Raw genomic sequence first — 12,514 nt, 5'->3', positions numbered from 1 at the left:
TGTGACCCGGCGGTACACAACCCCGCGCGTTCTATGCCCGTCGACAACCTGGGGTGTCCCTATGGACCGCCGCGCGTACCTCGGGGCAGTCGCCGCCGGCCTCGGCACACTCGCCGGCTGTGCAGTCGAGGCACCCGCTGGTACCGGGGGCACGGACCCGGTGACGCAATCCGCCTCTCCCCCGGTTTCGACGCCGCCGCGGCTCGCGGACGTGGAACTCCCGGTTCCCCGGTCAGAACTCACCTACGCCGCGCCGAAGGACGTGTTCCCGGCCATCGTCGACCCCGTCTTCGGCGAGGACTGGTCGGGCATCGAGTTCGAGAGCTACGGCGGCGCGGGCAAACGGCCGCGACTCACGCCCGAGGACCGCATCGTCGGCGTGGTCCGCGACGGCGAAGCGCGTGCCTACCCGCTGCGTTTGCTCCTCGAACACGAAATCGTCAACGACGACTTCGGCGGGCCACTGCTGGTGAGCTTCTGCCAGCTCTGTGGCAGCGGCGTGACGGCAGAACGGGTAATCGACGGCGAGTCAGCGACCTTCGGCGTCTCCGGGACGCTCTGGAATTCGGACCTCGTCATGTACGACGTGCCGACGGGGAGCTACTGGAGCCAGATTCTCGCGACTGGCATCCGCGGCGAGCACACGGGCGACGAACTGACGCTCGTCCCGTCGACGCTCACCCGCTGGGAGAAGTGGCGCGAGACGCACCCGGAGACGGTCGTGCTACGCCCGCCGCCCGAGTCGGGCACCATCGACGGCAGCGGCCCGCAGTTCTACGCTACCAACCGCGAGGCGTACCGGAACTCGGCAGTCATCGGTGTCGGCAAGAACGACTTCAGCGACGACCGGCTCTACGCGAAACGCGTCGTCGTCGGGGTTACCCACGACGGAAACGCACGGGCCTATCCGCTCACGACCGTCAGTCAGGAGGGGGTCGTCAACGACAGCGTGGGCGACCTCCCGGTCGTCGTCGCCAACGTCGGCACGACGCTCGTCGCCTACGACCGCCGGGTCGGGAACCGGACGCTGACCTTCCGGCGCGTCGACGGCGAGACGCTCGCCGCGGGTGGCAGTCGCTGGGACCTGCTCTCCGGGCGGGCCGAGACCGGTACCTACGAGGGAACCGTCCTTCGCCAGGCCAACGACGTCTCGCAACTCTACTGGTTCGCGTGGGCGCAGCACCACCCGGAGACGACGGTCTACCGCTGACCCACGAACGGCGGTCTCGCGACCGTCGGTACTGTTTTCCCCTCGCCGCGGGTCTGTCTCCGCCATGGACCGCGACACGGTAGTCCGGAGTTCCGGTGGCGTCGCCGTCGGCGTGACGATGGCCGCGATACTGCTGGCGACGCTCCTCTCGCCGGCCTTTCGCTGGACCGGCAACGCGCTCTCGAACCTCGGCGTCACGCAGTCGGCGGCCGGGACCTCGCTGACCGTCCTGCTGTTCAACGGCGGGCTCGTCCTCGGTGGCGCGGTCGGACTCGTCTTCTCGGTAGTCCTCGCTCGCTCACTGCCGACCTTCGGCGGGCGCGCCGTCGGCGTACTGTTCGGGCTAGCGATGCTCGCGATGGCTGCTATCGGGGTCTTTCCCCAGGACCGGCCGCTGCACTTTCCCGTCGCCGTCGGGTTCTACCTGCTCCTGTCGCTCGCGCTGTGGGCCGACGGCGTCGTCTCGCTCCGGCGAGGCTGGCGACGGCGAGCAGTCGCGGGACTCGCTCTCGGGACGGTGAACGTGTTCGGGTGGGTCGCGTGGGGGCTGACCGGCTCTCTCCGCCGCCCGGGGTTGGCGCTTCCCGAAATCGTGGGTGCGCTCGCGCTGTCGGTGTGGGCCGTCTGGGTCTCCGCGGGGCTGGTTCGGGGGCGCTGGCGCGGCCCGTCGAAGGCTTAAGTTGCCGCCATCCGATTGGTCGGTCGAATGCCAGCAGTCGAGACATCGGGGTTGACCAAGCGCTACGGCGACGTGGTGGCGCTCGACGACCTCTCCCTGTCGGTTCCCGAGGGCGAACTGTTCGGTCTGCTCGGTCCCAACGGGTCGGGCAAGACCACCACTATCGAGATACTGACCGGCCAGCGAACGCCCACGGAGGGGACGGTGTCGGTCCTGGGGCGCGACCCGGTCGCGGACCCGCTCGCAGTCCGGGAACAGGTCGGCATCCTCCCCGAACGTGAGGACCCGCCATCCTTCCTCACCGCGCGGGAGTACCTCCAGTTCGTCGGCGACGTGCGGGACGTCCCCGACGTCGACGACCGCATCGAGGAGTGGGCGCGCAAGTTCGAGTTCCGGGGCGTCCTCGACACGCTCGCCGGCGACCTCTCCGAGGGAGAGCGCCAGCGCGTGATGCTCTCCCAGACGTTCGTCCACGACCCAGACCTCGTGTTCATCGACGAGCCGCTGGTGAATCTCGACCCGCTGATGCAGGAGACGGTCAAGCGCCACCTCCGGGAGTACTGTGCGGCCGGCAACACCCTCTTTCTCTCGACGCACTTCATGGCCGTCGCGGAGGAACTCTGTACGAAAGTCGGTATCATCGTCGACGGCTCCCTCGTGGCCGAACGGGAACCCCAGGCTCTGGAGGAGGGGCAACTCCTCGATGCGTTCGTCAACGAGGTGGAGGGAGCCAGCGCGGCCGTCGACCGCGGCCAGCCAGTCGAGGTGGGCGACGAGTGAGAGATACCTTCGAGGGAAACGGTGGTGGGACGAAGTGAACCTCTTCCGGCGGATGCTCGTCGAGGAGTACCGCCTGCACTCCCGGCTGTTCGGGTCGACGCGCTTTCTCGCCTTCCCGCTGTTCGTCGCCGCCATCGTCGGCGGGGGCGTCTTCCTGCTCCAGGCGACGGGAACCGACCTCTCGGCTGTCGTCGCCGGTCTGCACGCGCTGGTGGCCTTCTTCGGCCTCCAGGTCGGCACTCTCGGGCTGGTCGGGCGCGACGCGATGCGGGACGTACTCGGAGATACGACGCTTCTGGTGTTCTCCGCGCGGACGCTCCCGCTCTCCTGGCGGCGGTTGCTGGCGACGTTTCTCCTGAAGGACCTGGTCTACTACGCCGTCTTCTTCCTGACCCCGCTCGTGGTCGGGTTCCTCCCCGTCGCGCTCGTCGGTGGATTCCAGCCCGCGAACGTCGCCCTGCTGTGGGTGACGCTGGTGGCGACGTTCGCGCTCGGGGCCGCCGCCAGCCTCGCGCTCGTCGGTCTGGGGACCCGGAGCAAGGCCGCGCTGGTCGCCGTCGTCGCCGTCCTGGCCGCCGTCGCCGTTCTCCGCGCGGGGGCACTCGTCGCCGCCACGCCCTATGCTGTCTACGCGAACCCGTCGCCGACGACGGCGCTCACCGCGGCCGTCCCCATCGCCGTCGCGGCCGTGCTCGGCCCCCTGCTGTTCGACCCGGCAACCGGGTCCAGTCGGCGGCGGGTACGCAGGGACCGCTACCGGACGCTCCGGCGGGTCCCCGGGCTTGACGGACTGACCGTCCGCCCGTTGCTGGAGGTCGCCAGGTCGTCGGGGTCGGTCTGGAAGGTGGCCTTCTCCCTTGGCGTCCTGTTTGCGGTCACGGCGCTGGTGCTGGACCGCGTCGCGGCCGCGACCGGACTCGAACCCGCTGCGGGGACGGCCTTCGGGACGTTGCTGGGGCTGGGAACGTTCACGACCTACAACTGGGTGACACAGTTCGACGACCCGCGGGAGTACCTGCGGTATCCTGCGGGGATGCCCGGCGTCTTCGGCGCGAAGTTTCGCGCCCACCTCGTACTGGCCGTCCCGGTCGGTCTGGCCTACCTGGCGCTGGCGGTCGTGTGGTACCCGGTCGGAGACCTCCTGGTCGGCGTCGTCGTCTTCCCGCTGGTCGCGGTGTACGTCTACGGGTTGACGGCCTTTCTGACGGGACTCTCGCCGAACGAACTCCTCTTCGACACGGTCCTGTTCGCCGGCTTCGGTGCCGGGCTGGCGATTCTGGCCGTCCCGCTGCTGGTCGCCGCGCTGGCTGCCGGGACCGCACCCGTCGCCGCAGACGCCGCGGCCGTGGCCGTCGCGGCGGTGTTCGCAGTCGTCGGCGTCGTCCTCGCGCGCCGGGCAGGACCGCGGTGGGACCGGCGGCTCCGTGACCTGGACTGACAGGTCGGGGGCGGAAGCATTTTGGTGGCCGTGTGTCAACAGTGCTACGACACTCACATGAGCAGGCCGTGGCTGCGTTCTCGTGGGGAGCTGAACCGATGACGGCGGGCGCACAGTACCGGACGCTGGTTCTCGACCGTCGCGAGTCTGTCGCGGAGCGGACCGCCGAGACGCTGGCCGAGGACTACGGCATCGACGCGACGGCTGTCGCCGACGCCGAAGCCCTCACCGCCGCACTGGCCGACGGGACGGTCGACTGCGTCGTAAGTGACATCGGCCACCCGGAGATGGACGGCGAGGAACTCCTCGGCGCCGTCCGCGAGGAATCGGTGGACCTCCCGGTCGTCCTCCTCGTCGACCGGGACGCGGACCTCCCGGCCGACGCCATCGCTGCCGGGACGGTCGACTACACGTTCCGGTTCGAGGTGACCGAGGACGGCCAGTACGCTCGGCTCGCGAGTCGCATCGAGGCGGTCGTGGACTGTCGCCGGACCCGGGAGGAACTGGCCGGGCAGACCGAGCGACTGGAGAGTTTCGCCGGCGTTGTCTCCCACGACCTCCGGAATCCGCTGAACGTCGCACAGAGCTCCGTCGAACTCGTCCGCGATGATTTCGACAACGAGCACCTCGAGCGCGTCGACCGCTCGCTCGCCCGGATGAACCGCATCATCGAGGACGGCCTGGTGCTCGTCCGCGAGAGCGACCCCGTCGAGAACCCCTCTCCGGTCGCGCTGGAGACGATGGTCAGGGACGCCTGGGCGGGCGTCGACACCGACGGGACGGAACTGGTCGTCGAGGCGACGGACCGCATCGAGGCCGACGCCGACCTGCTCAAGGAAGCACTCCGGAACCTCTTCGAGAACGCCGTAGAGCACGGGGCGGCGACGACCGTGACGGTCGGCTCGCTGTCGGACGCCGCTGGGGATTGTGGCGGTGACTTCTACGTCGCCGACGACGGAGAGGGAATCGCACCGGACCGCCGCGAGGAGGCGTTCGAACCCGGCTACTCGACGGCCCGCGGGGGGACCGGGCTCGGACTCACGCTCGTGCGAACGATCGCGAACGCACACGGCTGGTCGGTGACCGCCACCGAGTCGGCCGACGGGGGCGCCCGCTTCGAACTGACGGGCGTCGCAGCGCGCTGAGATGGCCTCCCGCTGGACCCGCGTCACGGGCGTCGTCTGCGTGCTCGCGCTCGCCGCGGTGTTCGTCTTCGGTGGGCAGTTCGTCGGACTGACGGCGCCCTTCAGCGGGTCGGCCTGGGACGCCGTGGACCAGCCCGACGGCATCACCGTCGAGAATCCGTACGGCGAGGCGACGGTCACCTACGACGACCGTGGTGTCCCGACCATCGAGGCCGAGAACGAGCGGGCGCTCGCCTACGCCACTGGATACGTCCAGGCGCGGGACCGACTGTTCCAGATGGACCTCACCCGCCGGCTGATGGGCGGTCGGCTGGCAGCGGCCTTCGGCGAGCAGGCCGTCGAGTCCGACCGCTTCCACCGCCGGATGGGCTTCGAGGACGCCGCGGAAGCGACGTGGCGGCGGCTGAACGGCACCGAACACGGCGAGAAACTGTCGGCCTACTCGTCGGGGGTCAACCACTACGTGGAGACGCGGCCGCTGCCCCTTGAGTTCGAACTCAACGGCTACGAACCGGCCCGCTGGACCCCGGTCGACACGCTGCTGGTCGGCCAGCAGATTTCCTGGGGGCTGTCGGGGTCGTTCGCCGACCTCCGCCGGGAGGCAATCGCTCAGGAACTCCCGCGGGCGCTGTCGCTGTATCCGGCGGCGTTGGACCACGACGAGGCAATCATCCGTGGGGACCGGCCCGGCCACGACTGGGAACCCCCGGCGGACTCGAACGCGAGCGTCCAGGCGGTCTACGAGAGCGTTCGGGAGTTCGACACCGAGGCGGGACTCGGGTCGAACAACTGGGTCGTCAGCGGCGAGTACACGGCCAGCGGCGAGCCGATACTGGCGAACGACCCGCACCTGACGCTGACCGCGCCGCCGGTCTGGTACGAGATGCGCCTGGAGTCGCCCGAGGCGAACGTCTCGGGTGCCGGCTTCGCCGGCATCCCCTTCGTCATCATCGGCGCCAACGACGACGTGGCCTGGGGCGTCACCAACGTCGGGGCCGACGTGACCGACGCCTACAGCTACGAGTGGCGCGACGGCCAGTACCGCTACGAGGGCGAGTACCGCGACCCCGAGACCCACACGGAGACCATCGAGGTCGCCGACGGCGAGGACACGAACGTCACCGTCCGTCGGACCGTCCACGGCCCGCTGCTGGAGCGTGAGAATCAGACCGTCGCCGTCGCCTGGACCGGACTGACGGCCACGACGCAGTCCCGCGCTATCGACGACATCTCGTCGGCGGAGAACCTCACGGCCTTCGAGGACGGCCTCCGGGAGTTCGACCTCCCCGCACAGAACTTCGTCGCCATCGGGCGCGACGGCGGGACGCTGTACTACCCCGCCGGGAAGTACCCGATTCGCACCGTCGACGGCGAGGTGGTCCCCGGCGACCGGGTGTTCAACGGCTCCGCGGGCCACGGCGAGTGGCGCGGATTCGAGCCCTACGGCCGCTCGAACTGGTCCGGCTTCGTCGACTTCGAGGACATCCCGCACCTGGAGGACCCCGGCTACGTCAGCACGGCGAACCAGCGCGTCGTCGACGACCCGGGCTTTTACCTGGGGACGAGCATGACCTTCGCCAGTCCCTACCGCGGCATGCGTATCAACGACCTGCTGGCCGAACGCGTCGAAAACGGCTCCGTCACCCGTGAGGACATCGTGGCGATTCAGCGCGACACCCACTCGGCCGCCGCCGAACAGTTCGTCCCGCAGATTCTGAACGCCACCGACGAGATGTCGCCGGAGAGCCGCGAACTCGCCCGGGACCTCGACGAGTGGGACTACGAGATGGACCGCGACTCCCGCGGCGCGCTCGTGTTCAGCCTGTGGCTCGACCGCTACCGCAACCAGACGTTTGCAGACGAATACAATGCAAACAACCTCGACGACTCCTACCACCCGCGCTACTGGGTCCTCCAGAACCTGCCCGCCGACAGTCGGTGGTTCGACGACGTGACCACACCCGGCGTGGAGGACCGTGCGGACATCGCCGCGCGGACGATGCAGCGGGTCCGCGAAGAGATAGACCGCGAGGGCTACGAGACCTACGGCGACTACAACGTGGTCGACGTCGACCACCCGTTCCCGGTCGGCTTTCTCGACTACCCCGAGCGGCCGACCGACGGCTCGCCGTTTACCGTCCGGAACTTCCGGGCGGGCGGGAGTCCGGTCGGCAGCAGCTACCGATTCGTCGTCGCCGACGCCGGGTCGATAGCGGTCCTCCCCGGCGGCAACTCCGGGAACTACTTCTCGGGGCACTACGCCGACCAGTTCGACCTGTGGCGCAACGGCGAGTACCGACCGTTCCCCACCGGCACTGAGGGTGACCCGACCATCACCTTCGAGGAGGGCGACTCGTGAGCGCCCTCGCCCGCGTCCTGGCGGTCCGGCGGAGCGTCCGCGAGGGCGACCGGTCGGACCTCGTCTTCGTCGTGGCCTTCGCCGTCGGCGTCGTCGCGGGAGTGGCTCACTGGAGCGGGCTGCTCGCCGGCGGCGTCCTCGTCGGACTGGTGTCGGCGAGCGTCCGCCGGGCGATGCTGCACGGCCTCTATCTCGGTGCCGTGGTCGTCGTCCTCTTCGCGGCCTCTCTGTTCCTCACCGGCGCCCTCTCGGCGTACCTCTCGATGGGCGTCGTCCTCGCGGCGAGTGTCGGCCTCGGCGTGGGCCTGCCGACGCTCGCGGCCGGGGCGGCCCGGGGACTCACCTGAGGCTGCCGACCGGCGGCGTTATGCCGCCGGCGTCCTATCCATCCCCTGATGACGCTCAGTGGCGCTATCGTCGACCTCGACGGGACCGTCTACCGCGGCGACCAGTTGCTGCCGGGGGCGGCCGACGCCGTCGACCGTCTCCGGACGGCCGGTCTCTCCCCGCTTTTCTTCTCGAACAACCCGACGAAGGACGGCGACGCCTACGTCGAGCACCTCCGTGACCTCGGCGTGGACGTCCGTCCCGGTGAAGCCTGCTCCGCCGGCGTCGCCACGACGGAGTACCTCCGGGGCCACCACGCGGCCGACGACATCATGCTGGTCGGCGCACCGGGCCTCCGTCGGCAACTCCGCGCCGCCGACCTCTCGCTCACGACCGACCCCGACCGGACGGACGTCCTGGTCGGCTCCTGGACGCCGGAGTTCGGCTACCAGCACATGAACGACGCGCTCCAGGCCGTCGACGAGGATACTGCCTTCCTGGGAACCGACCCCGACCGGACGTTCCCGCAGGCCGACGGCCGCGTCGTGCCCGGGTCGGGTGCCGTGGTAAACGCTCTCGCCGCAGCGGTGGGCCGGAAACCGGACGCCTTCCTCGGCAAGCCCTCCGACGCGGCGCTGGACCTGGCGCTGGAGCGCCTCGACGTCCCGGCAGAGGAGTGTCTCGTCGTCGGCGACCGCCTGAGCACGGACCTGGCGATGGGCGAGCGGGCCGGGATGACGACGGTGCTGGTCCTGACCGGCGTCAGTGGACGCGACGACGTCCGGGACAGCGACGTCACCCCCGATTTCGTCGTCGAGAGCCTCGGCGACATCGACGAGGTACTCGACGCGACCGAATAAACTCCCAACAACTCGTATAGTTTCTTAATTCGGGTGGTTTTTAGTTCGTCTGCGCCCTCGGGTGGCACATGGCAGACAAAGACGACCTGCGCGAGCAGTTCACCGAGGCGTTCGAAGGAGCCGACTACCCCATCAGCAGTCCAATGGACCTCGTTCCGGCGCTGCCGGAGGGTCCATCGACGAAGTTCGAATCCGGCGACTTCTCGATGACAGCGATGGAACTGAACACGAAGGTCAGCGGCGGGGAGTTCCCCTACGACGACGTGGAGTCCTTCGTCGACGACGTGCTGGCGGAACTCGAGGACCAGGACCTCATCTGAGCGTGACGTAACGGCTTTAAGGAGCGGTTTCAAATTCTGGAGCAGAGTCCCGTGGTGTAGCGGCCAATCATAGTGGCCTTTGGACGTGTCCGGTACGCTCCCACACGGAAGCAAGCCACTGACGGCGGTTCGAATCCGCCCGGGACTATTATCAACTAATCGTATACTTTTGACGGCAGCATCAGGTCTGGGGACAGAGTCCACGACGCGCACGAGAACGACTCTCTTACCGAGAAAGCGGCCGGCACCCGCAGGCCGGCATCTCCCTGTTCGAAGGGATGCTGGACCGATGACGAGAACGAACTGGGGGAGTGAGACGTGGGCCGAGAGCGGGTCCACCCGGACTGTTTACCGTCCGCGGGCCGTTAGAGGCGAGCAGATGACGCCGACGGCCACCGACGACGAGCGAGCCGTGGTCGAGGCACACCTCCGCCGCCTGGACCCCGGGGCCTGCGCCGCGCTGGTCGCCGACCTATGGGCGGAACGGGGCTACGACGCGGTCCGCGAGGGAACTGTCGTCACGGCGACCCGCAGCGGGGAGACACTCGCTATCCGCGTCGGGGGCCGCCGGGGAGACGCTGCCGAGGCGGACGTGCTGGTATCGCTGGACGGCAGCGGCACGGCCCCGGAGGGCGTCCGGGTGCTCGATGCCGCCGACCTCACGGAGCGGCTGTGGTACGCCGTCGACCGGTCGGTCGCGCGCGAACTGTGCGAGCGCCACCTGGGAGCGCCGCCCGCGGACCTCCGGCCGCCGCTGGGGATGCGCGTCCGTCACCACCTCTCCAGCGGCCCGAGTCCCGCCGTCGCCGCGCTGGCTCTCGTCGCGGTGGTCGCCGTCGTCGGGGCTGTCGCCGTCGGGATGCCGGGTGGCAGCGACGTCGCTGCGCCACCGGGTTCGGGTGCGCCCGCGGCGGACGACGTCACCAGGACGCCGTGGGAGGCGCGTCTCCCGCCGGGTATCACGAGCGAGGGCATCGAGGACCTGGACGTCCTCGCGGCGGCGCACCGCCGGGCGGCGGCCGACCGGCCGCTGACGATATGGGTCGACAGGGAGGAACCCACCTACGACGACGGGTGGCGGCTCACGACACTGGACTTCGACCTGCGGAGCAACGGCGAGGAGTACACGGTGGCCGTCTCCGAGGGGCCGCGGGACAATCGGACGCGGCTGGGGACGCTGTACCACGACGGCACCAACTCCTACGTGAAGGTCGCAAACCGCGGGGAGCCGTCCTACAGACAGCTCTCGCCGTCGGAACAGGAGCGGGGGACCGTGCCGACGCCGCCGCGGCTGTCGCTCGAACTCGTCACGAAGTACCTGTCAACGCCGACGACGGAGATGACCGGGACCGTCGAGCGCGACGGGCGGACGCTGTACCGGCTCGTCGGGACCGGCCAGCCCGCCTCCCGGTCGCTCGACGGGGTCGAGAACTACACCGTCACTGCCGAGGTCGGCACCGACGGGCTCGTCTACAACCTGAGGGCCTCGTACGATATCGTCGAGAACGAGCGGCGGTACAGGAAGACCGACGAGGTGACGTACGCTCGCCTGGACGCGACGACCGTCACCGCGCCGGCGTGGTACGAGCGTCGCTTCGCCGGCGAACCGACGCCGACCGGATAGGTCGCCCGCTACGCTTTTGCGTGCCCGTTCGCTGCCTCACGTATGGGGCTGACCGACACGCTGAAGAAGAGCTTCGTCGCGGGCCTGGCGCTGGTCGCGCCGCTCGTGGTCACCGTGGTCGCTATCCGGCTCATCTTTGGCTGGTTGCGCGGGTTCCTGAACCCGATTATCGAGCAGACGGGACTCGTCGAGATCGCCGGGAGAGTCGAAATCATCGCGGAACTCGGTGCACTGCTCATCCTCTTCGGAATCATCGCCGCGCTCGGCTATCTCGCCCAGCGCAGTCTGGGTGCGTACGCCTTCGACGTCTTCGACCGCCTCGTCGGACTCATCCCGATGGTGAGCGTCATCTACAGCAGCGTCCGGCAGGTCTCCGATGCGCTCGTCACCCAGGAGTCACGCTACGAGAGCGTCGCGCTGGTGGAGTACCCGCGGGACGGGCTGTACGTTCTCGGCTTCGTCACATCGGAGAGTCCGGCGGCCGTAACACAGGCGCTGTCGACACAGACGTACAACGTCTACCTGCCCAACAGTCCGAACCCGACGCAGGGTCACTTCACGTTCGTGCCGGCCGAGCGAGTCATCGAACTCGACCTGAGCGTCAGCCGGGCGATACGGCTGCTGGTGACGACGGGCATCGCCGAGAACCAGCAGGAACTGGAGTCGTTCCAGCAGGACGTCAAAGACCAGCTCGAAGAGGAAGATATCTCGTTTTCGGACGTGGTCGACGACCCGACCTACAGGTAGGCGGCGTCCCAGCGGGTCGGTTTGCGGGCGTTGCCACACTCGTCGCACTGGATGCGGCCCATCGCGTCCATCGCGTTCGCGAGCGACTCGCACTTGCTGCACCAGTAGCCGAAGATGTCCTCGCCGTTGCGGTCGGTGTAGACCACGTGGAACGGCGCTATCGACCCGGTCTCCTCGTTCCCGTGGTCGACGTAGACGGTCGTTCCGTCGTCGAGTTGGACCTCCTCCATCTGCTCTGCCTCGACCTGTGCGTAGACGTTCTCGACGTAGGGGGTCCCGTCGATGGTGACCTCCTCCTCGCCGACTTTCACGAGGCCGCGGTTCTCGTAGAAGGCGTTGCCGCCGGGGTTGTCCGCGAGGACGCGCCCGCGGAGGTTCGACGTGCCGAGGGTGGCGAGGTGGTTCTGCGTCGCCTTGTAGAGCTGGATGCCGATGTCCTCGCCGCGGTAGTCGGGGTCGATGTGCAGCCAGAGTATCTCGGCGGTGTTCTCGCCGGTCACTTCGCTGTCGGAGAAGCCGACGACCTGGTCGTCGACGATGGCGACCAGCAGGACCTTGTTGTCGTCTTCCATCAGATTCCGGAGCCGGTTCTCGTCGTACCACTCCTCGATTGCGCCGATGATGGCCTTCGGGTCCAGCGAGTACGACGCCTGCAGAGAGCGACGGGCGACGTCTCGAATCGCGGGCCTGTCGTTGGGTTTGGCTTCTCTGACTTCCATATCCACCCGTTCAGTCTGGGTCGGCATAAAGCCACACCACTGCTGGCTCGCCGACACGTCGGCCCGTCGGCACTCCTCCGGGGACGACAGGTTATCGAGAGCAGACTGTCACATATACCCGCGTTTGCAATATGTGCGTTCGGAAAAAATATTATATACTACCCGAGTGTACGGGTAATTGCGACATAACGAAGCAAACTCACAGAAACTCTCGACCACCGGCCGTATCGCCTCGACCGAACGCAGCAACGTCCGAACCACAGTTCAGTCCATTCCGAGTCACGCTCGGAGGCATGTCAGTGTCCT

12 protein-coding genes and 1 tRNA gene are annotated in these 12,514 nt (G+C 68.5%); 12 read left to right on the top strand and 1 reads right to left on the bottom strand.

The window, feature by feature from the left end; genetic code table 11:
• The first annotated feature begins 61 nt into the window (after positions 1-61).
• The 12 genes from WDJ57_RS05455 (at position 62) to WDJ57_RS05400 (ending at position 11,489) form a co-directional block, all read left to right on the top strand.
• Complete coding sequence (locus tag WDJ57_RS05455; RefSeq protein WP_338904600.1) at positions 62-1,210, top strand: DUF3179 domain-containing protein; 1,149 nt, start codon at positions 62-64, stop codon at positions 1,208-1,210.
• Positions 1,211-1,274: 64 nt separating this feature from the next.
• Positions 1,275-1,889, top strand: coding sequence for a DUF998 domain-containing protein (locus WDJ57_RS05450; protein WP_338904598.1), 615 nt, complete (start codon positions 1,275-1,277; stop codon positions 1,887-1,889).
• 27 nt (positions 1,890-1,916) lie between these two features.
• Positions 1,917-2,669 (top strand): ABC transporter ATP-binding protein, encoded by a 753-nt coding sequence (locus WDJ57_RS05445; protein WP_338904596.1) that lies wholly within the window; start codon positions 1,917-1,919, stop codon positions 2,667-2,669.
• A gap of 34 nt (positions 2,670-2,703) precedes the next feature.
• Complete coding sequence (locus tag WDJ57_RS05440; protein WP_338904594.1) at positions 2,704-4,107, top strand: hypothetical protein; 1,404 nt, start codon at positions 2,704-2,706, stop codon at positions 4,105-4,107.
• Between the two features lie 98 nt (positions 4,108-4,205).
• Positions 4,206-5,252: a hybrid sensor histidine kinase/response regulator gene (locus WDJ57_RS05435; protein WP_338904592.1), complete on the top strand. Its 1,047-nt coding sequence runs from the start codon at positions 4,206-4,208 to the stop codon at positions 5,250-5,252.
• 1 nt (position 5,253) lies between these two features.
• Positions 5,254-7,611, top strand: a complete 2,358-nt coding sequence (locus WDJ57_RS05430) for a penicillin acylase family protein (RefSeq protein ID WP_338904590.1) — start codon at positions 5,254-5,256, stop codon at positions 7,609-7,611.
• Positions 7,608-7,958 carry a hypothetical protein gene (locus tag WDJ57_RS05425; protein ID WP_338904588.1) on the top strand — a complete coding sequence of 117 codons (351 nt, stop codon included), beginning with the start codon at positions 7,608-7,610 and terminating at the stop codon, positions 7,956-7,958. The genes WDJ57_RS05430 and WDJ57_RS05425 overlap by 4 nt, the downstream gene beginning before the upstream one ends.
• A 48-nt stretch (positions 7,959-8,006) precedes the next feature.
• Positions 8,007-8,798 (top strand): HAD-IIA family hydrolase, encoded by a 792-nt coding sequence (locus WDJ57_RS05420; RefSeq protein ID WP_338904586.1) that lies wholly within the window; start codon positions 8,007-8,009, stop codon positions 8,796-8,798.
• Between the two features lie 68 nt (positions 8,799-8,866).
• Positions 8,867-9,118 (top strand): MTH865 family protein, encoded by a 252-nt coding sequence (locus WDJ57_RS05415; protein WP_338904585.1) that lies wholly within the window; start codon positions 8,867-8,869, stop codon positions 9,116-9,118.
• Between the two features lie 45 nt (positions 9,119-9,163).
• Positions 9,164-9,266: transfer RNA gene (locus WDJ57_RS05410), tRNA-Gln, on the top strand.
• A gap of 231 nt (positions 9,267-9,497) precedes the next feature.
• A complete protein-coding gene (locus tag WDJ57_RS05405) occupies positions 9,498-10,742 on the top strand; it encodes a hypothetical protein (protein ID WP_338904583.1) in 1,245 nt (414 codons plus the stop codon).
• A gap of 42 nt (positions 10,743-10,784) precedes the next feature.
• Entirely contained in the window at positions 10,785-11,489 is a 705-nt protein-coding gene (locus WDJ57_RS05400) for a DUF502 domain-containing protein (protein WP_338904581.1), read from the top strand.
• Here the strand turns inward: WDJ57_RS05400 and WDJ57_RS05395 are convergent.
• Complete coding sequence (locus tag WDJ57_RS05395; protein ID WP_338904579.1) at positions 11,480-12,208, bottom strand: GNAT family N-acetyltransferase; 729 nt, start codon at positions 12,206-12,208, stop codon at positions 11,480-11,482. The two genes, WDJ57_RS05400 and WDJ57_RS05395, sit on opposite strands and share 10 nt — an antisense overlap.
• Positions 12,209-12,514: the final 306 nt, after the last annotated feature.

This window comes from Salinibaculum sp. SYNS191 (assembly GCF_037338445.1).
GTDB classification, from domain to species: domain Archaea; phylum Halobacteriota; class Halobacteria; order Halobacteriales; family Haloarculaceae; genus Salinibaculum; species Salinibaculum marinum.
Note: the sequence above shows the minus strand (reverse complement) of the source record. Positions and strands in the feature narration are given on the sequence as shown.